This window comes from Desulfosporosinus sp. HMP52, from assembly GCF_000765145.1.
In the GTDB taxonomy this organism is placed as follows: Bacteria; Bacillota; Desulfitobacteriia; order Desulfitobacteriales; family Desulfitobacteriaceae; genus Desulfosporosinus.
On the sequence record NZ_JMGA01000029.1, the window covers coordinates 94,474 to 119,069 of the forward strand.

22 protein-coding genes, 1 riboswitch and 1 other annotated feature are annotated in these 24,596 nt (G+C 40.3%); of the genes, 6 read left to right on the forward strand and 16 right to left on the reverse strand.

The window, feature by feature from the left end; all coding sequences use genetic code 11:
• Positions 1-356: 356 nt before the first annotated feature.
• Together DP73_RS12495 and DP73_RS12500 are read right to left on the reverse strand one after the other, a co-directional pair.
• Positions 357-1,568: a lactate utilization protein B gene (locus DP73_RS12495; RefSeq protein WP_034599901.1), complete on the reverse strand. Its 1,212-nt coding sequence runs from the start codon at positions 1,566-1,568 to the stop codon at positions 357-359.
• The gene (locus DP73_RS12500; RefSeq protein ID WP_034599904.1) at positions 1,565-2,545 is read right to left on the reverse strand and encodes a (Fe-S)-binding protein; all 981 of its coding nucleotides are present in this window, start codon (positions 2,543-2,545) and stop codon (positions 1,565-1,567) included. The genes DP73_RS12495 and DP73_RS12500 overlap by 4 nt, the downstream gene beginning before the upstream one ends.
• A 443-nt stretch (positions 2,546-2,988) precedes the next feature.
• Between DP73_RS12500 and DP73_RS12505 the strand changes: the two genes are divergently transcribed.
• Entirely contained in the window at positions 2,989-3,897 is a 909-nt protein-coding gene (locus DP73_RS12505; protein WP_034599906.1) for a M23 family metallopeptidase, read from the forward strand.
• A 5-nt stretch (positions 3,898-3,902) separates the two neighbouring features.
• Positions 3,903-4,340 (forward strand): polymer-forming cytoskeletal protein, encoded by a 438-nt coding sequence (locus DP73_RS12510; protein WP_034599908.1) that lies wholly within the window; start codon positions 3,903-3,905, stop codon positions 4,338-4,340.
• A 105-nt stretch (positions 4,341-4,445) separates the two neighbouring features.
• Here DP73_RS12510 and DP73_RS12515 read toward each other — a convergent pair whose 3' ends face one another.
• From DP73_RS12515 to DP73_RS12535, 5 genes are all read right to left on the reverse strand, one after another.
• On the reverse strand, positions 4,446-5,978 hold the full coding sequence (locus DP73_RS12515) for a 2-isopropylmalate synthase (RefSeq protein ID WP_034599910.1): 1,533 nt from the start codon (positions 5,976-5,978) through the stop codon (positions 4,446-4,448).
• Between the two features lie 39 nt (positions 5,979-6,017).
• Positions 6,018-6,354: a binding site (T-box leader), on the reverse strand.
• 262 nt (positions 6,355-6,616) lie between these two features.
• Entirely contained in the window at positions 6,617-7,915 is a 1,299-nt protein-coding gene (locus tag DP73_RS12520) for an HlyD family efflux transporter periplasmic adaptor subunit (RefSeq protein WP_034599912.1), read from the reverse strand.
• A gap of 75 nt (positions 7,916-7,990) precedes the next feature.
• Complete coding sequence (locus DP73_RS12525) at positions 7,991-10,369, reverse strand: ABC transporter permease (RefSeq protein ID WP_034599915.1); 2,379 nt, start codon at positions 10,367-10,369, stop codon at positions 7,991-7,993.
• On the reverse strand, positions 10,363-11,067 hold the full coding sequence (locus DP73_RS12530) for an ABC transporter ATP-binding protein (RefSeq protein WP_034599917.1): 705 nt from the start codon (positions 11,065-11,067) through the stop codon (positions 10,363-10,365). Before DP73_RS12530 ends, DP73_RS12525 begins: the two co-directional genes overlap by 7 nt.
• 24 nt (positions 11,068-11,091) lie before the next feature.
• Entirely contained in the window at positions 11,092-11,733 is a 642-nt protein-coding gene (locus DP73_RS12535; RefSeq protein WP_034599919.1) for a TetR/AcrR family transcriptional regulator, read from the reverse strand.
• Between the two features lie 440 nt (positions 11,734-12,173).
• On the opposite strand from DP73_RS12535, the gene DP73_RS12540 reads away from it, so the two are divergent.
• Positions 12,174-12,725 carry a hypothetical protein gene (locus DP73_RS12540; RefSeq protein ID WP_034599921.1) on the forward strand — a complete coding sequence of 184 codons (552 nt, stop codon included), beginning with the start codon at positions 12,174-12,176 and terminating at the stop codon, positions 12,723-12,725.
• A gap of 14 nt (positions 12,726-12,739) precedes the next feature.
• Here DP73_RS12540 and DP73_RS12545 read toward each other — a convergent pair whose 3' ends face one another.
• Positions 12,740-13,777 carry a putative sulfate exporter family transporter gene (locus tag DP73_RS12545; RefSeq protein ID WP_034599923.1) on the reverse strand — a complete coding sequence of 346 codons (1,038 nt, stop codon included), beginning with the start codon at positions 13,775-13,777 and terminating at the stop codon, positions 12,740-12,742.
• A 240-nt stretch (positions 13,778-14,017) separates the two neighbouring features.
• Here DP73_RS12545 and DP73_RS12550 point away from each other — a divergent pair, with 240 nt between their 5' ends.
• Positions 14,018-14,935 carry a LysR family transcriptional regulator gene (locus tag DP73_RS12550; protein WP_034599924.1) on the forward strand — a complete coding sequence of 306 codons (918 nt, stop codon included), beginning with the start codon at positions 14,018-14,020 and terminating at the stop codon, positions 14,933-14,935.
• Positions 14,936-15,024: 89 nt separating this feature from the next.
• Here the strand turns inward: DP73_RS12550 and DP73_RS12555 are convergent, their stop codons facing one another.
• Positions 15,025-15,999: an MBL fold metallo-hydrolase gene (locus tag DP73_RS12555; RefSeq protein ID WP_034599927.1), complete on the reverse strand. Its 975-nt coding sequence runs from the start codon at positions 15,997-15,999 to the stop codon at positions 15,025-15,027.
• Positions 16,000-16,360: 361 nt separating this feature from the next.
• Positions 16,361-16,876, reverse strand: coding sequence for a nitroreductase family protein (locus DP73_RS12560; protein WP_034599928.1), 516 nt, complete (start codon positions 16,874-16,876; stop codon positions 16,361-16,363).
• A gap of 278 nt (positions 16,877-17,154) precedes the next feature.
• On the opposite strand from DP73_RS12560, the gene DP73_RS12565 reads away from it, so the two are divergent.
• Entirely contained in the window at positions 17,155-18,012 is an 858-nt protein-coding gene (locus tag DP73_RS12565) for a DUF6544 family protein (RefSeq protein WP_034599929.1), read from the forward strand.
• Positions 18,013-18,167: 155 nt separating this feature from the next.
• On the opposite strand, the gene DP73_RS12570 is transcribed toward DP73_RS12565, so the two are convergent.
• The 6 genes from DP73_RS12570 to DP73_RS12600 form a co-directional block, all read right to left on the reverse strand.
• Complete coding sequence (locus tag DP73_RS12570) at positions 18,168-18,899, reverse strand: precorrin-6A/cobalt-precorrin-6A reductase (protein ID WP_034599930.1); 732 nt, start codon at positions 18,897-18,899, stop codon at positions 18,168-18,170.
• 30 nt (positions 18,900-18,929) lie between these two features.
• Entirely contained in the window at positions 18,930-19,784 is an 855-nt protein-coding gene (locus DP73_RS12575; RefSeq protein ID WP_034599931.1) for an ATP-binding cassette domain-containing protein, read from the reverse strand.
• 4 nt (positions 19,785-19,788) lie between these two features.
• Positions 19,789-20,559, reverse strand: a complete 771-nt coding sequence (gene cbiQ, locus DP73_RS12580) for a cobalt ECF transporter T component CbiQ (RefSeq protein WP_034599932.1) — start codon at positions 20,557-20,559, stop codon at positions 19,789-19,791.
• On the reverse strand, positions 20,556-20,852 hold the full coding sequence (locus tag DP73_RS12585; protein ID WP_034599933.1) for an energy-coupling factor ABC transporter substrate-binding protein: 297 nt from the start codon (positions 20,850-20,852) through the stop codon (positions 20,556-20,558). The genes cbiQ and DP73_RS12585 overlap by 4 nt, the downstream gene beginning before the upstream one ends.
• Positions 20,849-21,640, reverse strand: coding sequence for an energy-coupling factor ABC transporter permease (locus tag DP73_RS12590; protein WP_034599934.1), 792 nt, complete (start codon positions 21,638-21,640; stop codon positions 20,849-20,851). Before DP73_RS12590 ends, DP73_RS12585 begins: the two co-directional genes overlap by 4 nt.
• 339 nt (positions 21,641-21,979) lie before the next feature.
• A riboswitch (cobalamin riboswitch) is annotated at positions 21,980-22,166 on the reverse strand.
• Positions 22,167-22,234: 68 nt separating this feature from the next.
• Positions 22,235-23,899, reverse strand: a complete 1,665-nt coding sequence (locus tag DP73_RS12600) for a ribonuclease J (protein ID WP_014904393.1) — start codon at positions 23,897-23,899, stop codon at positions 22,235-22,237.
• Between the two features lie 367 nt (positions 23,900-24,266).
• Here DP73_RS12600 and DP73_RS22635 point away from each other — a divergent pair, with 367 nt between their 5' ends.
• Entirely contained in the window at positions 24,267-24,404 is a 138-nt protein-coding gene (locus DP73_RS22635) for a DUF1540 domain-containing protein (RefSeq protein WP_014904394.1), read from the forward strand.
• The last annotated feature ends 192 nt before the right edge of the window (positions 24,405-24,596 follow it).

Here is a 24,596-nt window from a genome sequence, read left to right on the forward strand (position 1 = left end):
TTCTGCTAAATAATTGACTTTATATCTTTTATATCTCTTGAGTTTCACCTCCCGTTGCGTTACAAGAAAAGCTTCCCAGAGATATCACCTCTAGAAAGCTTCGTTGCCTAAATACTCAGTGCTAGTTCTATTATATTACCTCCAAATAAAAAATACAATGATTTCTTATAGATGAAAGATTTACTTTGTCTTCAATAAAATACTAAGTAATAAGAGTAATTTTTTCTCCACCTAACGTTTTGATGAAATGATCTAAAAATATCGCAAAATATATCTTCAGGTTTATAATTCCTTATTGCTTTATAGAAAAACAAGCACTTGTAGATTAATCTACAAATGCTTGTTTTTAGAACTATTTAGTCTTCGTAAGTTCCGTAAACGATACGCTCACGAAGCTCGCCAATCATAGCCGGAACATTGATACTCATCGGACACCGCTCTACACATCTACCACAGCGCAAACAGGAATAAACCAGCGGGGCAGCTTTCTCCATTCCACCAGATACGAAAGCCGTCCAGACCGTGCCGATGCCTCCCATATAGGTGTGACCAAAATGACCGGCAGTCACTTGGAATACCGGACACTCATACATACATCCACCACAACGCAGACAATGTAGAGCTTGAGTAAACTTCTCTTCCTGAGCCATTTCTTTACGACCGTTATCTACGAAGATAACATAGAACTCCTTCGGGCCATGTGCTCCATATGTGGTAACTTTTTCAATATCACCGGTTTTACTGGGACCGCTGACAATATTGACATAGCCCGGCACTCCATACTGTGCATATCGCCAGGTAACTTCTGCTACCTTCATTGCATCTTGAAATGTTGGTACTAATTTCTCCACACCTACCATGACTATATGAACCGGAGGGGCCCCAGTCGCCAGACGAACATTTCCCTCGTTTTCAATAATAACCATCGCTCCGGTGTCAGCAGCCACAACATTAGCTCCGCTGATACCAACGTCTGAAGTAAAATACTTTTCACGCAGGAATTCTCTAACAACCTTTACTTCTTCTGCGATGTCAGGCGGAACTTCCTTCTTAAAAAACTTGGTAAAAACTTCAGCAACCTGCTCACGAGGAACATGAATCGAAGGAGAAAGAATGTGCATTGGACGTTCCTTACGCAGTTGGAGGATAAATTCTCCTAAGTCAGTCTCCCATACTTCGTTGCCATTTTCCTCTAAATATTCACGTAGGTGAAGTTCTTCTCCTAACATGCTTTTTCCTTTGACGACAGTTTTTCCCTTTCCAATAATACCCAGGGCTATTTCGAGGGCTGCCTGATGATCTTTAGCATAAAAAGCTTTCCCTTTATTCCGTTCCACCGAAGCCATAGCTTGTTCTAATAATGTGTCTAAGCTCGCCATGGACCGGGTTTTAATCTCTTGTACTTCCTCTGCTAAAGCGGGAGTATGGGGAAAACGTTCCAAGGTTTCTGAAACTGTATTTCGGTAAGAACTTACAGCTCTGGATATCGCTGTACGGATGTTTTTGTCCTCACTAGCTTCATTAAGGGACTTGGCATACTTGACAAAGTCCTTTCTAAAATCGGTCATGCTTTAACCCCCCTATATAGGAATTCAATCAAGTCTTCAATTACTGCGGAATCACCTTTTGCTCGTCCTCCTTCTAGGGCTGACAGGCAATAGGGACAAGACGTTAATATATGGGATGAACCGCTGTCCTTCAATTCATTGACACGGCGTCCGCCGATAACATGGGATAACTCCGGAAACAGAATTTTAATAGGCCCACCGCAACAAGAGGTCCATTCGCGATTCATCTGAGCTTCTTTGACCTCGGCACCCACACTTTCCAGAATGTCTCTTAATTCTTGGTGGATGTTTAATTCACGGGCCAAACGACAGGAATCATGAATCACGACTGACTCTGGGGATGTAATCTTAGCTAGCTTGTCTCGTCGTTCCCAAACAAGATCAATATAAGTACGAATTTCAAAATCAAAACCTTCGATCAGTTTTGGATAAACGAATTTAAAGACTTCTGCCGCATGAGGAGATAGGCAAACAATAGTTTTCGCACCACTTTTCTTAATTACCTCTACAACTCTCTTAGCATAGTCTTTCATATCCTTTAAATACCCTAATTCATAGAGCAAGGCTCCACTGTATAACTCCTCACTACCTGAGTAGCAAAACTCATATCCTAATTCCTTGAGTACCTTTGCCGCTTTAAAACAGACAGAATTATATCTGTCCTTGTCCTTAGCCAGGACAGAAGCGTACATCTTTTCCGGGCTGATTCCAGTCTTATTTAAAATATTCCTGGCACCCATCATCATTGAAAAAACCTTACTGCCCTGGTCAAGATGCGTGATTGTTTTAACCAACGAGTCAATAAAAGGGAGCATTTGGTATTCTCCGCCTGTATAAAAAAGCAAATCTCCTTTAACCGGCAAGTTCAATTCCTTGGCCCAAGAAGCGACTTCCGAGCCCTTCAAAGCCAGGGGGCTACCATGCTTAATAATATTTTCACTTATTACGTCAAGTACCATTGGCATTTTTGTTTCCAAAACCTAACACGTCCTCCCATATTAAAATATGGTTCAAATACTCTTTCTCTGGAATTTGAGCATTTTTCTCCATTCAGAAAGCGCGCATCGATTTTCTCTAAGCGCGCCTTCGTTATCCATCCAAAGCCAAAGTAAACATAACTCTGCATACTTGTTATTATAATAAAAATTTCCTATTAAAGTAACCCTACGTGAAATTGTATTATGTATACCTGATAGATTATTTTGATAATAGTTACAAATATTGAGCTCCAAGAAAGAAATAATTATTTGAGATGGATTGATGTCTTATTTATGAGGGAGATTAGTCCCTCGTATCTCACTATCCAGAAAAGTTACCCAGACCCAGAAACAATTCTCTGGATTTCTTGACAAATACTGTCATGAAGTTTATTGTACACATAAGCAATTGACATATTAATCTATTTTTCTGGAGGAATGAGATGAAAGGTAAATATACCATAATATTTATCCCACCGGATCACTCCACTACTCGCCAATTCCAGATCACAAAACGGAGTAAGCAGTATTTGAGTGCCTTTATGCTTCTTATAGGGGTGGTGGTGGTCGGTCTATTTGCTCGGAACCTTTACCTAAGTCATTATATAAATCATCTTCAGCCCACAATTGACCATATCACTCAGCTCAAGTCCACCATCAAAGAGCGCGACCAGACAATCAATAATTTAAGCGCACAGTCCACTCAAATCACAGAAGACCTTAGGCGAATAACAGACCTTGAAGAAAAAATATCTTCTATCCTTCAACTAGATTCGCCCTCTCCAACAACATCCCTTAGCCGTGGCATTTCCTCTGAAACCTCAGTACTTGCTATCGTTACTCCCCCCAGTGGCACCCCCACTCAATACGCTCAGGTTGTGACAAACCATTTGAATACCTTACAGCGTTATTACGAGATAGCCGTTGTACAAAAAGATAAATTTGATCATACACCAAGTATTCTTCCTGTAGAAGGTGAAATTACCTCTCCTCATGGATACCGCTGCAATCCTTTTGGTGGTTTGTCCAAAGAATTCCATAACGGCATAGACATTGCCTGTAATTACGGAACTCCTATTAAAGCCACAGCTGACGGAATTGTCACTTTTTCCGCTAGAAATTCCATTTTCGGTCTTAGAGTAGATATCGATCACGGTCATGGCATCAGAACCTTTTATGGTCATAACTCCAAGCTGCTGGTGAAAGAAGGTGACAAAGTAAAAAAGGGTGACATTATAGCTTACAGTGGCAACTCCGGACGAAGTACAGGAACTCATCTTCATTATGGTACTTATGTTAATGGAAAGAATGTTGATCCATTAACCTTTACTGAATCATTAAAGGAGACTTAACGCATATGTTTAAAAAACTTTCTCCCTCTCATTCTAGTGGCGATACTACGCTAATTGCTGCAGAGTGCCAAATTATCGGATCAATTAAAATCAATGGGAATGCTAGAATTGACGGGAAGATCGAGGGAACTGTTCAATCAACCGGTGATTTAGTAATCGGCCCCAGCGCCTACTTGACAGCTGATATTGAAGCAAATACAGTAAGCATTGCCGGAGAAGTACACGGAAACATAAAGACTACAGATCTATTAGAGTTAAATTCAACTGCTCGCTTATTTGGAGATATCAGCACCCGCCAATTTAAAGTCGACCAAGGGGCTCGGTTTACCGGAATGAGTCAACTACTTGATGAAGCAACACCCCCGGTAATCAGTCATGAAAACAGCAAAGAGTCTTCCTCCGCCAAAGAAACAACACGAGTTTCAACACTTGCCGAGATTTAAGATTTCATATGATGCAAAGGCAGTCGACCAGTACTTCTGGTTCGACTGCCTTTTGCGGTCAATGACTCCATTTCATTAATGGGGTAGTCCCCATGCAATGGGTTGTTAAGCTTCCTCTTCGCTCCCTCTGGAATCGGGGCGTATTTCTCTCTTTTCGAGAGCATTAATATAGGCTTTAGCGCTGGCCTCGATGATATCAGTCGAAAAACCCTTTCCAACTACAAGACGTCCATCCTCGTGACGCAGCTTAACTGTAGCCTCTCCCAGTGCCTCGCTGCTTCTTGTTACGGATTTCAGGGTGTAGTCTTCAAGAATTGCGGTATTTCCTGTGATCCTGTCAATAGTATTGAACAATGCATTTACCGGGCCATTTCCACAGGCGGCATCAGTCATTATAGTCCCTTCAATTTCCAGGCTTACTGTTGCCGTAGCCATCTCAATTCCATTAGTGGCAATAGACATACTCTGCAAGACAATACTATTAAGAGCCCCTCCCGAATCTCCCATCAGAACAAACAAATCTTGGTCAAACACTTCTTTCTTAAGGTCTGCCAGTTGTAAAAATCTTTTATAAACGTCATCCAGCTGAGCCCCGGATACCTGGTAACCCAGTTCTTCTAAACAATGCTGCAGAGCATGCCGCCCCGATCTAGCTGTAAGGCTAATTAGATTCTGCGCGACTCCAATAGTTTCCGGTTGAATTATCTCATAAGTTTCTCGATCCTTAAGAACCCCATCCTGATGAATACCCGAGGCATGATTGAAAGCATTGGCTCCTACAATCGCCTTATGGTCAGGAATAGTTACTCCTGTTATTCGGGAAACCAGTCTGCTGGTGGCGGATATTTCACGAGTATTTACTTTACTCTCTACTCCATAGGCAGCCCTCCGAGTGTAAATTGCCATAATAACCTCTTCAAGAGAGGTATTCCCTGCCCGCTCGCCAATACCATTTATTGTTCCTTCAACTTGGCTGGCTCCTGCTTTTATTCCCGCTAAGGAGTTGGCCGTTGCCATACCCAAGTCATTATGGCAATGAACACTCACGATGGCTTTGTCAATATTCTTAACGTTTTTAATCACATAACCTATAAGCTCCCCATATTCCCACGGGCTGGCATAACCGACGGTATCGGGAATATTAACGACGGTAGCTCCTGCCGAGATAACATTTTCGATGACTCTTGCTAAGAACATAGGATCACTTCGAAAGGCATCCTCTGCGTAAAATTCAACATCACTCACATATTTTTTGGCGTACTTCACTGCTGCAACAGCCTGTTCTACAACTTGATCTGGGTTAAGTTTCAATTTCTTTTCCATGTGAACTGGAGATACCCCTATGCCGGTATGGATTCGGGGATATTCCGCTTTGCGCAGAGCTTGGGCGCAAAGGTCAATGTCCGCTTCTACTGCCCTAGTCAGCCCACAGATGGTTACTCCTTTAAGTTCTTGGGCCATTGTACGAACTGACTCCATGTCGCCAGGCGAAGACGCCGGAAAACCCGCTTCGATAATATCTACTCCCAGCTTTACTAACTGGTGCCCTATTTCTAATTTTTCTCTAACGTTAAGAGTAATTCCTAAGGATTGCTCCCCATCTCTGAGGGTAGTATCAAACACATACAATTTACGCATTACAATTCCTCCTTAAAAATAAATAAACCCTTCATCTCTAATTGAGACGAAGGGTTAGTTCGCGGTACCACTCAAGTTGACGGCAAATAGCCGTCTTCTCTGCAGATACGAGAGCTGATCGTGGTTCGTGGTTCGTAGTTCGTGGTTCGAATCCAAATAATAATTTACACTTCGAACGACGCGCATAGAACATCGAACATCGAGGTTCTGATATCCCCTTCCTTTTAACGGTGGAAGTTCCGTCCGAGCCTACTTTCAACATTTCGGTCGGCTACTCAAGGAAGAGTTCTAGACCCATACCATTGTTGCCTTTCACCAGCCGGCAACTCTCTTAAAACGGCACTAGGAGTATACTATTTCCTCTCATCGTCATTTTAACAGTTTATAACAGTTTACACTACTTCTATAGATTGTCAAGGGTGTTCCCGACTTTTTCTTTCCTTGATTTAACCCTCTGATTTATATATAGATAGAGAGAGTTCTTTCCAAAGACGATTCAACATTATTCTATATTATATATTCACAAACAATAGCAAGGGATAATTATCAACGGTTGCTATTCTAGTGCCCTTCATAGTAAGTATCATTACCTATACTTTTCTAGATTAACACAAAGGTTTTTATCGGTCATACATGGTTTATGCTAATTTAAGACGCTTTCCTTCTTGCAGTTCTTTTAAATTCGGATCCTGGAGAACTTGATCCCCCTCAGTTAAGCCTTCCAATATTGTGACTTGACTGTCATTTTCCAGTCCTTTCTTCACGGGCTGAATTTTTGCCTTACCCTCCTGAATTATCCAAACTGCATCTCCTTCTTGATAAGGAAAAAGGGAAGTTTTAGGGATCATTAATTGATCTTGAACTTCTAAGGTGGTGAACATGACATCCACATTACTTCCTAAAACGACAGTCGGTGAGTTTTCAGCAACCTGAATAGTTACTTTAACCCGATTTTCTTTAAGTCCGAGTGGAGAAATTTTCTCCACAGCTGAGATAGCCACCTCATCAACTGTACCCTCAAAGGACTTATTACCCGAACTGGTTTCTTGAATTACTTGAACCGGATTTCCCACTTTAATATCAAGAGCGTCACTAGCCAGGACATAGCTTTCCAATTTGTACCCCCCATTTGTGAACACGGTCATAATTTGCTGACCTTGAGGAATAACGTTGCCTTCTTTTAGAGAAAGATCTTTGATAAACCCGTCTTGCTGAGCAACCACTACGGCTTTACTAATCTTCTCTTCTAACTGGTCAATTTGCGCTTGAAGAGCTTTCTTCTGATTACTATAATATAGCTCTGTCCCTTGAGAAGTTTGATGTTGCTCATATATCAGTTGTAAGCCTAATTTCTGCTGATCTAAGAGGTTTTTTGCCTTTTCGAAAGCTCTCTCTGCTTCTTCGTATTGAACACGAGCAATTGAACCAGCCTCAAAGAGCGCCTTCTGGCGACCTAAGTTTTCTTCCTCAGTCTGGACATCCTTTTCCGCCAGCTGAATGAATAAGGTTTGTTGGGCGATTTGCGCTTGATCAGGGCTCTTATATTTCTCCAAGCGCTGCCCTTCGAGACTCTGGAATTGGGCCTTCAATCCTTCCAGTTGATAATTCAAAACACTAGTACTCATCTCCAATAGTACTTGTCCTTTTATAACGCTGTCGCCATTTTCAACCTTGAGGGACTCCAGTTTTCCTTCAACCGAGTTAAAGATTGGCCACTCCTTTGCAGCCATAACTTCCCCCTCCTCAGTGAAACCTTTGCTAAAATCATTGGGCTGCATAGTAATTACGTCTACTTGCAGAGGCATGGCTTTAGAGATGGTGACCGCAATAATAATCAGGAGTGCAAGTCCCCCAATCATTAAGAATCTGGAATTTTTAAACTTAGGTAATTTAAACCTATTTGATGTTCGATTAAACTTAGCTTTTTCTATGACCACTTTTACCCCTCCTACTCTCAACTCACAGATACACTGTTTGCATACTTTATCTTTCATTCAGGTTCAATTCGAACTTTAGTCTCGAGTTGCCAGAATTTCTACATAGGGAAGTGATTTAATTTTGTAGTAAGCTCTGCTTTGAGCTACTAAAACAGAAAATGCAGTTCCCGCAGCTGCACCCAGCAAAGCCATGGGCGGAAGATCTGCCGGAAGAGAGTACATGTCATTGCTCATAGACTGAGCCATACTCATGCTTAAGCCATAGGCCATGGGTATACCAAGCAGGATTCCAAAGACATATAATGTCCATTGTTCTGAGGTGATTACCCTAAGCACCTCTCTAGGTGTCATTCCCAGCACGCGAAGGGAAGCTAATTCTCGTTTCCGTTCCGAGAGAGAGATTATGCTCGAATTATAGATGAGGGCAAATCCACAAATTCCTCCGAGAATTGCCAACAGCCAAACAGTAAAACCAAAAGACTCCATCATTTTTTCGATCTTTGCCCCTGTATCCTTGCGAGATTCGATGGAGGATACATTGCTGGCATTTTGATATTTGCTTTTCATGGCTCCTACTTCGGCAGAATCCATTTTAATTAACATTGCAGTACTGATTTCTCCTTGCCTGAGAAAGTGTTGTAATTCCGTATCCTTCATGAAGGCATTAAGCCCAACATACTGTGGAACGACTCCAGTGACCAATAAATTCCCACCCTTTTGACTAATGGTCTCTCTCCTTAAGGAGCTTTCCACATAAATAATGTCCCCCACGCTGACATTCAAGGATTTGGCCAAATGTTCGGAAAGTAATATTCCGTGGTCAGGAACCTCCAAGCGCCGTCCGTTTTTGTCCAGGATATTATAAAGTCTCGACCCTTCAGCTAGACCCATCAGGGCGACTTCTTTCTTTAACCAACCATTTCTCAAAGTAGCAGGCACTTCCAAGATTGGCTCAACTCTGGAAACCCCCGGGTCATGGGCAACGGCATATTTTGTAGCCCCAGTAGGGGAGGGTTCGCTAAGCTGTAATTTGACATCATAGGTTTGCACTTGTTCTAACTGAACCACAGTCAATAAGTCGGTCATATTCTGCATAGACCACGATACTGTCATTAAGCTATAGACTACAGCGATCCCTACAACATTAAAAACACTCCTGGTTGGTGTACGAAACACGTCTCGAATACCCATCTGGGCTTGAGAGGATAGGGTCTGCCAAAACCAACTGAATTTCTCGATTAAGGTTTTGCGCGCAGTCCCTGGCGCTGGTGGTCTCATGGCTTGGGCTGGTTCTAAACGCAAGATCTCCAGACTGCCTTTTATTCCACTGAGTATGCTAAAGACTAAAGCCAGGGCCAGACTGATAAAGAGGTATTTAAATGAAAACTCGCTTTTGAGACCAGGTAGAGCGAAAAAATCCCGGTACATTGTGGTTAAGGGAAATGAAAGAGCGATGCCAGATAATCCTCCCAGCAATCCACCTGTAGTCCCTATAACCATGGGATAGGACAGATAGTGTATGACAATCTCCAGATCAGTAAAGCCAAAAGCCTTTAGAGTCCCAATAGATACTCGTTGCTGTTCAATAAGCCGTCGCAGCATAGTATACAAAATGATAGCCGCGACTCCTAAAAACACTACAGGAAGGGTTTTTGTCGTAGTGCGGATTTGTTTGATTTCGCTGGTTAGAATGGAGTGACTTGTCTGATCCTTCCGAGGGACCATACTTCGAAAACCATAAGGCTTTAACTCAGCTTTCAGATTATCCTTTACAGAATCAAAGCTTACTCCTTCTTCAAGAGTAAACACTATATCATTAACTTGCCCTTTTTCCTTTACCAGCACCTTAAGAGTATCTAATGAAATATAGGCTATACCAAATTCTTCAGCCGATGGATAAAGATCTTGGGCATTTCTCATAATGTATATGAACTCAGGACTTTGCCCAGTTCCTGTAATATATAGGGAGACCTGATTTCCATCGATACTTAGATCAATTGAATCCCCTATGGACAAATGATTAGCCTCTAAAAATTTGGGATCCACGAGAATTTCAGGTTGGTTTTCCCTCGGAAGCCGTCCCTCAATAAGTTTAATCTGGTTAATCTGAGCAGCATTGCTCTTATTGAGAGTAACCATCTTCAAATACTTATTAGAGTCTTTCTGTTGGTCTATAATACGAACTTCTTTGACAATCCGTCCTGTGACTTGATTAATACCAGGTAACAAGGTAAGTGAGTTTACTTTATTTTCAGGATACCCTGTTACAGTGATAAAACCGTCGGCGAAGTTGGTTTCTGAATAAAACTCCTGCTGTGCCTTATCCATACTTTCCACGGCAATGGACATGGAGGTATAGAGGAGTAAGCCTATGGCGATAACTATAATGCAGGCAAGATAAACTCCAAAGTTTTCTTTAATATCTCTTATCGCTTTTCTTCTAAGCATTACCATGTTATCTCCTCAGGACAAAGGGGTTTTTCAATGACTTTAACATCATCGAGTAATCCATCCTTTAAATAAAAAACCCGATTGGCCATTTTGGCAATTTCTACATTATGGGTAATAATAATAACCGTCTTATGGTAATCAAGGTTCAACTTCTGTAAGGCTTTTAAAACCTGAATACCTGTTTGAATATCTAAGGCACCCGTCGGCTCATCGCAGAGCAAAAGCTCTGGGTTTTTGACAATAGCTCGTGCGATGGCTACCCGCTGCTGCTGGCCTCCTGAAAGTTGGGCAGGAAAGTGATCTTTCCAGTTTTCCAGACCGACTTCCCGTAAAATATCCAGTACTGAGAGTGGATTTTCGGCAATTTCTGCAGCTAGTCTTACATTTTCATAGACTGTGAGATTAGGCATTAAGTTGTAATTTTGAAAGACAAATCCGACCTCATTTCGTCGATACAGGGTAAGCTGTTGGTCATCAATCTCATGCAGCGGTTGTTCCTTGTAATAAAGCTCACCAGTTGAGGCCTGGGTCATGCCACCGATAATATTTAGTAAGGTTGTCTTCCCAGAGCCGCTTTGCCCCAGGATTACAATGAATTCTCCAGAGAAGAGCTGGAAGTCAATCCCCTTTAAAACCTCAATTTCCACTTCACCGGTACGATAATTTTTGCGGAGATTTTTTCCTTCCATAAGAATGTCCATCTCTCTCACCTCCTAGAAAATGGCTTAGTTCGTGGAATCTAAGCTATACATTCCATACTTTAAGATTTCCATGTATCCCATATACTCTGCCATAATTTTATCGTAGTCTTGGAACAGCTCATGTTCCTTACCCTTATAGTCCTTGAGATACTTTTCCCCAAGTGCACCTATAAAAAGCGTGATTACTTCAATTGCCTTGGATGGTTCTACTCCACCTCTGAACTTGGAATAATCGATATCCTTAAAAAACGTTGGAATATATTCTTTAGAAGCTTTTAAATACTTTTTTTCGATATCGGAACGCATCTCCTCAGGTGGACTTGCAAGTGCTTCCATAAACAGTTTTACAATATAGGGGTATTCCTGAGCTATCTTAAGCTTAATCACACCCAGTTCACTAAACCTTTGGAAGATATCCTTGGTCTCTGTTAAGGGATATTTTATAAATTCTTCTGTCATCGATTGCATACAGTAATCTAAGACATAATAAAATAAAGCTTTCTTATTTTTAAAATAATGAAACAAAATTCCTTTGGATATACCAGCTTCTTTTGTAATTGCATTGGTAGAGGCTTTGTCATACCCTTTATCGGCAAATTCAAGAATACAGGCATCTAAAATCTTCTTCTTTTTATCTTCATTAAGATTTTCAAAATTCTCGTACAAAAATATTCTCTCCTTAGTTTCAAGACATCCTTATTAAGGCTTAGACATTTGAGTGGATTATATCACCAAATTGACCAAGTGGTCAATGAAAATCGATGCATGGTCATAAATAGTTACCAGTCATTCTTGACCAATAGAAAAACTGCACCTCCATGTTAACGATGTCTAACAATTGGGGTGCAGATCAGATGCCTTCTTCTTTTTCTATTTCAATATTTAATTATCTAAAAGGCCCAAACTATTTTGGTTTCTAAAAAACCTCTCCCATAAATACTCACAAAATACATCCATATAATGTCAGTTCTATCCTTCTCAATAAAAAGGTGCTAACCACAAAAATTACTGATAAGTATTATATATCTAAAACTAAAATTTCAGGCTAAAGATACCTTTAGGTGGTAATAACTAATTATACGATCCAACGAAAGGGGGCTAAGGGCTTGGAAGAAATACTGTTATCCAATAGAATCATTGACTTAGGTTCCATCGGATTAATAATTGTACCGCTGGGGGATTCCTCTTTAAATGTTATAAAGCTAAAAGTTTATGAGCGGGAGAACTTTTTTTCGAACCCTATTCCTGACATTAATCAAACTCAAATAGCGGAGTTCTCAATCTCCGCCAACTCTTTTTCTGAAGCAGTTGAGGAAATTCAAGAACTCTATGATGGCTGGTCAAAAATCAATAAGTCTGAGACAACGACTATTATTGGTATTCATAATCAAAATCCTAATGTCCTGTATATTCAGTTTTCACACGGCGAACGATATTATATCTATAAACGTTGCTTGACACTTAGTAAAGAAATGATCTTTGAAGAGTTATTTGGCAAAAATCATAATCTTAGTCGGCGCTCTTTAAACCATGAAGATGAACAATACTTGATTTCCAAACTCCGGTTTATGCCTAAAACTAAAAATGCAATTAGTTTCTATTCTTATAAGCCTCAGAAACGAGCAAAAAGACACTTTTCGTTTTCTAGTTCATCCTAATGTAGCCTGTAAACCTATACACTCAGCCACATTAAGGCAAAAAAGGATACGGAGGAAACTACTATAGAGGCAATGATCATAGCCAAAAGAGGTCTCATGGCACGAGTCCTTAAACTTGAGAGGTGAACATTAAGCCCTAAACCAACCATAGCTGCTCCTAAAAGAAACGATGATGCTGAGGAAATGTCTTTTAATACATTCTCAGGAATCTCAAGATAGGTTCCTATCAAACTTGTAATGATAAATCCTACTAAAAACCAAGGAAAGGGTGCACTTTGACTCTTTCCACCCTCCTTACGCTTCATCCACATGGAGAGAAGAAAACTTAAGGGAATCAGCAGAAACACTCTGCCTAGCTTAGCAAGTAAACTTATGGCCATAACATCCGGACCAGCAGGCATAGCCGCTGCTGCAACATGAGCTATCTCATGCAAACTAACTCCACTCCAGATACCATATGTGACAGAACTTATGGGCAAAAAGGGCATCAAAAATGTATAAGATAAAGCAAAAACTGTTCCAACCAAAGCAATGATTCCTGCTCCGATTGCAGTATCTTCATCGTTGGCCTTAAGAATTGGAGAGACAGCGGCAATTGCCGCGGCACCACAAACTCCCGTCCCGATTCCTAAAAGCAACGAGAGGTTCAAGTCTGCTTTAAATAACTTTGCCAATAGCATGGTAACACTAATCCCCATAATAATTGTCAGAGCATCATAGACAAGCAGAATTCCACCCTTATGAATCACCAAATCAATATTCAACTTAAATCCATAAAGAATAATTGCAAACCGCATCAGATAACGTGCGGAAAACTGTATTCCTTCTCGCAGACTCTCCGGATACCCAACAACATTACGATATATTACCGCCATCAAGATAGCGCTTAACATTGCTCCAATTCGATCTATAACCGGCAGGCTTCCTAGCAAGGTTCCAGCACCGGCAAAAACCATGGTAAACATAATTCCCATTACAAAACGGTTTCGCCTTTCCTGTTCTATTATTAAACTTTGCTGAAAACCTAAGTTCACTTTAGCCTGAAACCACATTTTTATTGCCTCCCTATTTTTGTCAACGAATCAACCTTTCGACTCATCAACAGCAAATGCCTATGAGTAAACTATAAATTCATAACAGGTGGTGAGGCAATATAGGTTCCTTTAGCTTATCATTAGTAAACTATATTTTAGTTTGTCGGTATTTGTTGTATTATTATGACGAGCATTCTGTATCTTGAAGTAAATTTTAAGTGCCAAATTAATCATTTAACTGGACTAGGGGTGTAAACAATGATTGCCGATCCTTTGAAAATCTTTGTAACCGTGGCTGAACTTAAGAATTTTTCCCGTGCAGCTGAAGAACTATATTTGTCCCAGCCCAGTGTAAGTTTACAAATAAGGAATTTAGAAAATGAACTTGGCTCCAAGTTGATTAATCGATCTCCAAAACACCTAGAGCTCACTCAAGCAGGTGAGATTCTCTACGGTATAGCTAAGCAAATTTTATTGCTTTATGATAAAGCGAAGCTGGAAATCAACCAGTTAACCAACACGGTTACCGGATCACTTAAAGTTGGGGCCAGCTATACTATTGGAGAGTACATTTTGCCTTATGCCTTAACTGAATTTGTTGCTCAATTTCCAAATGTTGACATAGAGGCATCTATTGCTAATACGGTAGAAATCACTAATGCCGTCCGCTCCAATCATCTTGACCTGGGATTAGTAGAAGGTGAAGTTAATCACGCTGATCTGGACGTCCAAGCTTTAATGGATGACGAAATCATTTTAGTTGTGCCAAATCAACATGTCCTGGCTGGACTCCCCGTTGTTACTGCAGAGGATCTCCAAGATCGCGTCTGGATTCTAAGAGAAAGTGGTTCCGGAACACGGGATTATAGTGACAAGTTAATCAAAGAATGGAAAATCGATGTTAAAAAGACCCATATTTTTGGAAGCAGTCAAGCTGTAAAACAAGCAGTTATCGCTGGCTTAGGAATTGCCCTGGTCTCAAGCTGGATTGTACACAAAGAATTAAAAACAAAAGAATTAACAGCTATTCGGATTAAGGACAAACGATTAGTTCGTTCATTTTCTATAATTAGACCAAAGAACAGCGAGATGTCTATGGCTATGAATATTTTTACAGAAAACCTTCTCTCCCACGACCTGATTTCGTCTTTAATTGATCATAATCAATCGGTCTAAAAGGAATTTAACCGAAATCGCAAGCATCCTCCTTTCACTATTAGAGTGGAAGGAGGATGCTGCTTTTAGTGCCAGTACACCTTATGAGGTTATACCATTCGAAAAACTTGGACTCCATCTTGGAATTTAATCTCTAATTCACCCTTTTCGGCTAAATATACTAGATGAGCCAAAGTTTCAGCCATTGCAAAACGCAGTTCATGAAAACTAAGGTCTTGTCTAAAAACTTGAAGGCATACCTCATATGCAGTAGAACCACTACCGGTGCAATTTTTTATTATTTCCAGCCGTTCTTGATGATGGATCTCAAGTTGCCTAATCCTCTCTTCAATATTGGTGAAAGGTTTGCCGTGTGATGGTAAAGCTATTTTACAATTTAACGCCCTAATACTGTCAATAGCTTTTAAAAAGTTATCTAAGGGATTCGGATCAGCTCCGGAGCGGGGCCATAAGCTAATATTCGATGATATTTCAGGCAGCAGATGATCCCCTGATAATAGCAGGCCGTGAGTTACATTGTAGAAGCAGATATGGCCATCCGTATGCCCCGGAGTTAAAACAACTTCGTACTCAAAATCTCCTATTGTTACAACTTGCCCGGACTTCAAGGTTGTCAATTCAGCATGAGGGGATGTATAACGAATTAGGTTATTGACAGAACCTATCGTCTCTTTAAGTATATTATGAGGCATGCCATTCTCACTAAACAAGACATTAAGGGCATCGAGGATATAGTTCTCACTTTTCCAATAGCGCTTGATCCGCTCTGCATCAATTTCACCAATATAAACCGGGGAACCAGAATAGTTCTGAAGCCATCCTGAACATCCATAATGATCTGGATGAAAATGAGTAAGATAAATCCCTTTAATATCAGAGGGTTTAATAGCGTGTTCCTCAAAGAACTGAGTCCATCCTTCTATCGTTGCTTCTCGTTTAAGCCCGGCATCGATTAACCACCACCCCTGAGTTCCTTTAATAGCATAACAGTTAACGTGATTTAAGCGAAATGGTAATGGCAACTTCACTTTATAAATTCCAAGTGCTTCGAAAATCATGAACATCACTTTCTTTCTCTTTTCTCTTTCTTAAAACAGAATAGTCTACCTACTTATTCTTCACACTGTTTCGAATCCCTTCCATTTGTACGGGTCATTTTAATTAATATTCTGAATTATTCAAATATATTGCTCTTTATTCTATAAACAGAAATTGGATGCACATCTTGGCAGAAAACTCAACTACCTCATTTTAGTGAACCTTGGTATAGAATAAGAAGAAGGGGCTTAATTAACCCCTTCTTCATTATTCTAAGCAAACGAATACTACTTTATTGTCTTAATCATTTGACTAACCAGAGAAAACTATCCCAACACTCACTGGTAAAAGTCAATTTTTTCCCTTGCATAAAAAGACTAACCTCTATTAATAGTTATGCCAATGGACTTTATCAAATTGCAAGTCTTCATCCCCATAAGGGGTTTTGGTCTCATCAGGGTATCCTATCGAAATTATCGAAGCGACCTTAAGGTTTTCTGGGATGCTTAAGATCCTGCGCACATACTGTTCTGCGGTTTCAGATTCCGAAAACCGTCGTTCCCTTATTTGGATCCAGCAAGATCCCAAGCCTAATGATTCTGCTGTAAGATGCAGAATTGTTGCCGCAATTGAAGTGTCTTCTATCCAGACATCACTTTTTGCCGGGTCAGCCAGGATCACAATGCCTAACGCTGCATCTTTCAGAAATCCAGCGCCTTTCTTGCTGGACGCTAACTGAGTTAATACATCAGAATCATCGACAACAATAAATTGCCAAGGTTGAAAACCACGAGATGATGGACTTAATAGCGCAGCTTTGATAAGTACTTGAATAGTTTGAGAATCCAATTTCTTAGGTTTGTATTTACGAATACTTCGGCGTCTATAAAGAAGATTTAACATAATATCTCCCTCCATTCAAATTGAAACCCATTAACCAAGAATAGTCTTTCTGAGTATAATAACACCTTATACTTTTTCAGCGATTTTTCAAGTCTTCCAATTCTGAAGTTAGAGAAATTCCTATTTGGGTTAAGATCACTTGTTGCTTATAATACCCATAAAATTATTCTCAAAGATCCTTTTTGCAAAAGGAAATAAGTATCCCTCTCTAGAAAACAAATGATAAATGGGTCCTTACCAAAAATCCTAGACTTCAAAGAAAGGTATGTGTATTAGTCATGCAAAAGAACAACCTAGTTATAGTTCTCATTTTCTTAGCACTTCTGATCCTTACACTCCTTCTTTATAAATCTCAAGACCTAAAAAAAGCCTATAAATTACAGGTCGATGAAGGCTTAAGTCATGGAATTGAATTTGAAACTACATTAGTATCAGAAAATGACGTCAATCATTTACCTTTATCTGTTCAGAGATACCTGAACTATGTTGGTGTAATCGGTAAGGAAAAAGTCTATAATTTCAGAATTTCCTTTACAGGGCAAATGAAGATAGACCCCAAAAAAGATTGGCTGAAAATTGATACCGAACAATTTAACTTTATGGATGACCTTACAAGAATGTTTTATATAAAAGCAAAAATGTATAGAATACCGATTTTAGGATTAGATTCCTATAAGCAAAGCAAAGGGAATATGTTGATCAAACTGGGAGGTGTATTTACCGTGGCTGATGCTTCAGGCCCGGAAATGGACATAGGTGAACAAGTTACTTTATTAAATGATATGTGTTTATGGGCACCAGCCACTCTAATTGATCCTAGGATTCAATGGGAAAGTATTGATTCCCTGACAGCCAAAGCTATCTTTAATGATAACGGACGTAAAGTATCCGCAATCCTCTACTTCAATCCTAACGGTGAGTTGAAAAACTTTGTCACAGAAGACCGATACATGACTATTGGCCAGACATATCAAAAAGCACAATGGTCCACCCCTGTCAAAGATTATAAAGAAGTCAATGGATCTAAACTCCCAACCTATGGAGAAGGCATTTGGCACTTACCTGAAGGTGATTATTGTTACGCTAAGTTTAATCTAGAAAAAGTCGATTATAACGTTAAAGCCTTCAAACCTTAATCAAAAGAATAGGGCTCCTTGGGGCTCCTAAATAAGTCTCCCTGGTTTAAAGGGTCACAGCAAACAAAGCGTTCTTCCTTTACTGACAAGTAGAAGGATGACACTTTGTTTGTATGATGCTTTTGGAGTTGTGGAATAGCCCCTGCATTATCAAGTTAAGTAGCTCTCATAACATTAGCATCTACCCAATCTAGTAACTCATGAACACTATATACTGTTAATCCCAAATTAGCAGTGCTTCTCTTTATCAAAACTATTTCCAAACCCAGCTCTAAGGCTGCAGATATTTTCGTATCCGTACCACCCGCTGATCCACTATCTCGAGTCAGAATAATATCAGCGTTATAAAATTTAAAAAAGACTCTATTGACCTCTTTAGAAAATTGCCCTTGCATTGCAACAATATTTCTTGGAGGTATGCCCATGTCCTGACATTTCTGAACTAACCGTCCCTCCGGCAAAACCCTGACAACTATTCGGGCAAATCGGGCAAATGAACTTCTCACTATACTTTCTAATTGGTGGCTTCCCGTCGTTACAAAGATTGTAACAAGCCGACCATTGTCTTGATACAAAGAACTAACTCGCTGCTCCAATTGTAATAGCGCCTCTTCCCAATTAGCCACGGAATAAATTAGAGGACTAACAGGAATAATTGTCTCGGGTCTTTCTAAGCGAAGATAAGGAACCCCCCTCTGTTCACACCAATTGCGTAATGACGCAAACTTTAGAGTACTGGATGGGGGACTTGCATCTATGATTAAAGATGGCAAATGCAAACATGTTTTTTCACTCCACATTTGCATCCTCATTAGCTCCAGCCTTCTGCTGTTAAGACATTCACTAATCTCACGGGCTGCAGCTGTTTCTCCTAAAAGTAAGATCATTGTAACCTCCATGAAGCTGTACTTAAAGCTTTACGCGCTTTGTTGCTCCTTCTTAAATGGGATATTCCGGAACAAATCTTCCTTAGTTTTGGGTAAGGGGGTAGAGGGAGGCAGCCACCCCTTTTTGACTAATTCACTGTGTGTCTCTATCAGCCAAGGAATTGTTAGATCAGCACGCTTTACTATCTCCGGGCGAGTTAACAGATCCCCGGGATATCCATGAGCTAAGATTTCTCCTCGATACATTATCGCTAACCTATCTGACCAACTGTAGGCTAAATCAACATCATGTGTTGATAATACAATGGTTTTACCTTCAGAACTTAGTTTGTCCAGAAGTTGCATAAACTCTAGCGAATGGCGAGGATCCATTCCTGCAGTTGGTTCGTCAAAAATAATTATTTCCGGTTCCATTGCTAATACTCCTGCGATGGAAACCCGCTTTTTTTGCCCATAACTTAACAAGTGGGTCGGCTTCTCTTCAAGGTCTGTGGTTTCTGTATCTAACATGGCCTTTCTAACTCTTTCCATTACTTCTTCTTCGGAGAGTCCTAGATTAAGCGGGCCAAATGAGATGTCCTGAAATACACTTGCCGAAAACAACTGACTATCTGGGTCTTGAAAGACAATTCCAACTTTCTTGCGCAATTCAATTAAAGCCTTCTTTTTATAAGAAATAGGCTGTCCCTGAAACTTAATAGCACCCGCACTTGGAGTATAGATCCCGTTAAAATGCATAAATAAAGTGGATTTTCCAGCTCCATTGGAGCCAAGAATAGCCAATTTTTCGCCCTTTCGAACTTCTAAATTTACTTTGCGCAAGGCACTTGTACCATCAGGATAACAATACTCTAAATCAACCGCCTCAAGGATAAGCTCTGACATCAAATTACCTCCAAAGCAAATTCAATAAAACTAAAGAAATTTCAACCCCTGCTATGAGAAAATAGTTTTTAACGTTTACTGGATGTTTCTTTGTAAGGACTTTAATCTCTCCAGTGTAACAACGAGCTGCCATAGCGTTATAAAGGTCTTGAGATTTTACAAATACTTTGCCTAACAGTGCGGAAAACAACCTGCTCATCGAGCGGAATGAGCTTTTAGTGGATACATATCCAGACCGGCAAAGTTGGGCACGACGAATGGTAGTTGCCGTATCGAGAAATACAAAGATAAAGCGATATATAAGTACCATCAATTCAGTAATGATAACGGGTACTTTCATTTTGTGAAGTAATGTAATAAGTTCGGTAAGGGGAGTCGTTAGTGCCAAAAAGTAAAGACAGGACACTGCTCCTAATGATCTGAGAAAGAGATTAATGGCCGTGATCAAATCAGGATAACGGATTCCAATAGTTATGCTATTAAATGTATGAGCAAACCAGAATCCAGAGGGATCGGCAGCGAAGGAAAATGCAATAGTCAAAACGCTAATTAATAGAAAAGAAAGAGGAATTGCTAAAAGCTTAGTTAAAATTCGACCTGGGATGCCCGCTTTTAGTATAATTCCTCCTGACATTAAAGCCAATACTAATAGAGGGGTAATCATCGTTTTAGACATAAGACAAATAGACATCGTAAGAATTGCAAAAAGAGATTTTTCTAAAGGATGAATAGTTGTCAGCTTATTGTTATAAGCGTATGAATCTATAGCTATCACGCTTGATCCCTCTTATTAGCCATCTGTTTACCTTTGGAGTAACCTAGATAATAGAAGACAAATCCACTACCTATAGCTGCCTGCAAGGCAAACAATAAGGATTCTATCTCACCGCTAGGCGGCTCCCATATGGACTCAAACCAAGGAGTGTAATCAGCATTAAGTTCCATTATTGCTTCTGAAGCCAGACCGTCTGCTCCACCAAATTCTGAACCTCTCGCTATATATAAAGGAAGAACTGCCAATAACACAACAAACAGAAGAATTACCATGTTCTTGCTGAAGAGTTTCATGCCTCTTTTACCTCCTGTTTCCGTTTCATAGAAGATATGGCGTTGCCAGTGAATGCACTCAGAACCTGTAACTCTTTTTGACTATATGCCATGAGAATATTAAAGACCATCACTGTGAGTAGCCCTTCACTGATTGCCAGAGGAATCTGAGTGAAGGCAAAAATGCTCATAAACTTAAGTATCGACGCTGAGACACCTGAAGTTGCAGGAAAAGCTAATCCTAACTGGATTGAAGTTGTAATATAGGTCATCAAATTACCTAAGGTTGCAGCCATAAAAATTGACAGCCATTGAGGGGCACCCAGTTTTTTTAAACCTCTGTAAATGCCGTAGGAGACAAAAGGGCCAACAATTCCCATGGAAAAGGTGTTTGCTCCTAATGTAGTAATTCCTCCATGGGCTAATAATAGCGCCTGAAAAATTAAGACAATCATCCCTAAGACTGACATTGCTGCGGGTCCAAATAAAATAGCGCCTAAGCCAACTCCGGTGGGATGGGAGCAACTGCCAGTAACAGATGGAATCTTCAAGGCGGACAAAACAAAAGCAAAAGCTCCTGCCATCCCAAGCAACATCTTCAAATTAGGATAGAGTGTAACTGTTTTTTTAATGGATCGTACACCGGCAAGAACAAAAGGAATCATGACTATCCACCAGAAAGCTGCCCAATTAAAGGGCAAAAACCCTTCCATGATGTGCATGGCATAGACATTATCAGGAAAAAAAATATATATTGACATAACATAGGCTACCAACAACCCAATATGCTTTGTTTTTCTTAAACTCATAGTTCTAACACTCCTTTTCACGTTAAAACGCAAAACTTTCTATAGTTTATAATACAATCAAGACCATGGTCTTCTGATGTCTTCACCCCTCTCAGTTAAAAAAATAAAGAGACAACCTTACTTTACTCTCCATAGGACAACAAAGTAACGGTTATCTCGGACGGTGCGTTCTCTTCCGCTTTCAAGTCGCATTCGCATGTTTGAAAGCAGATCCCGCTTGAACAAGACATTAACCTGCAGGTAGTTTCCCTCGAGAAACTATATGTACGATAAAAATAATCAAAGCCCTCCAAGAATGGAGGGCTGAATTAACAAAATCCCTGCCACCCATCCATCGTGAGTTAAAGCATACGAGCAATCAGGTCTCCTGGCTAAGGTTCCTCGTTCTATGCCTCCTTCCCAAGTTTCCTCAGTGGATATGGCAAAGAACTCCCCGTTACAGTGGCGGGACCGCGCCGGAATCACACCGGCTTCCCTGTTTTTGATTTTTCAGCAATGAAAAATCATTTGCTCGAAATATTTGATTATTATAAATTTAACACGAATGTTCTTTAAGGTCAAGTAAGATTTAAAAAGACTTTGTCAACTTGCTAACTATTCTACTTCTTGAATAATTGGCAAGATCACAGGTCTGCGACGAGTTTTTTCGTAGAAATGCTTACTTAAAGTATCCCTAATCTGGTTCTTAAAGACAGCCCATTCAGTAACCCTGTTTTCCCGGCAACGAGCCATGGTTTGTTTAACTTTTTGTTTGGCTTCATCTAACATGGTTTCGGATTCCCGAACATACACGAATCCCCTGGTTACAACGTCGGGTCCCGATACAATAGCGCCGCTGGCACGACTTATAGTCATGACGACAATAAGAATCCCGTCTTGAGAAAGTTGTTTGCGATCTCGCAATACAATATTCCCCACATCTCCGATTCCCAACCCGTCTATTAAGACTTTACCGGCCATGACTTTGCTGCCTAATGCCGCCCCATGCCGAGTAAATTCAACTACGCCGCCATTTTCAGTAATGAAAATATTTTCTCTGGGAATGCCCAGCTGTTCTGCTAATTGAGCATGTTTGATTAACATCCGATACTCTCCGTGCACCGGCATAAAATACTGCGGGCGAACCATACTCAACATTAGTTTCTGTTCTTCTTGGCTTGCATGACCCGAGACGTGCATTCCTTCAGCCGATTCGTAAATCACATTAGCTCCCAGCTTGAATAATTGGTCAACTGTCTTAGCGACTGATTTCTCATTACCCGGAATAGGGCTGGCTGAAATGATTACAGTATCTCCAGGTTGAATTGCGACATGCCGATGATCGTGGTTAGCCATTCGAGTCAAGGCAGACATCGGCTCTCCTTGGCTTCCAGTTGTTAAAATACATGCCTGATTCCCCGGTAAGCCAATGATCTCGTCAATATCAATTAGGGTTCCTTCTGGGATATCCAGATACCCTAGTTCTTCAGCTATTCCAACAATATTAACCATGCTTCGTCCCACCACCGCTACTTTGCGGTTTGTGTTTACAGCAGCAGTAATCGCTTGTTGGAGACGATATACGTTCGATGCAAAGCTAGCCAGAATAACCCGATCCTTGGCATTTCGAAACGCTTCATCAATCATTTCTCCGACATGACTTTCGGATGGGGTAAACCCTGCTCTTTCAACATTAGTACTGTCAGACAGTAAGCATAGAACTCCCTTGTCCCCCAGTTCTGAAAATTTATGAATGTCTAGTATCTCACCTGACACTGGAGTATGATCCAGCTTAAAATCTCCTGTCACAACAACAGTTCCTAAAGGAGAATGGATAGCAATGGAAACCGAGTCTGGTATGCTGTGATTTACACGAATAAACTCAATACGGAAAACTCCAAGCTTTATTACATCACGAGGCTGAACAACTGTAGCCTGAATATTACTGAGGTTGTTTTCTTTCATCTTGGATTGAATAATACCTAAAGTCAAACGTGTTCCAAAAACCGGCACATCCACATCTCTTAAAAGATAAGGCAATGCACCAATATGATCTTCATGCCCATGTGTCAATAAGATCCCAAGAAGCATTTCTTTGTGCTCAATCAAGTATGTGTAGTCTGGTATTACAATGTCTATTCCGAGCATGTCTTCATCCGGAAACGCTAATCCTGCATCAACTAGCACCATTTGGTTGTCATAGCGGATCACTGTCATATTTTTTCCAATTTCACCAAGTCCACCTAATGGGATAATCTGCAATTTATGCTCTTTTGGCAATCAAACCACCTCCTATTTTGTGTTTCTTTATATCTCATGTGCCCAAAAAGCTAACGGGATTCTCCCGGTTTCTTAGTAGCCCAAAATTTAAGCAACAAAAAAGACGCGAAATAACAAAACGAACACAATGACGCCCAGTGTTCGCCAATACTTCGATAATCATCTATGAAACTAGCCGCACAATAAAGATAATACATTATAGCGCGAAAACCGAAGGCTTGCAAGTTAGATCATCATCTCTTAAAATCCCATAATTGCTCTATTCTGACATGATCCATGTATTAAAAACCAAGATTCGGGAACGATATTTTAAGAGCATATAACTTTTGTTATACTTTCTAACTAGTACTAGAAAGGTGGAATAGTCATGACCAATGTTGTTTGTAGTGCAATCAAGTGCCATCATAATGAGGATGGCCATTGTCAACTCGAAACATTAAGTGTAACCTCCAGCTTAATGGATCGTGAAGCAGAGTGTGCTTTTTATGAACCCGGAGATAAATAACTCCTTTTCCTTCTAATCCTAAACTTATCTCTCAATAAGTCATCACCAGATTGGTGATGACTTATTCCGGTTACTCAAATTAGTTATATTAAGTTTATAAAGCTAATAAACCCCTGCATGCAGAGGTTTATTAGCTTTATAAACTTAATATTTTAAGGGTGCTGCCTAGCAGACCTTTTTATTTTAGTAATA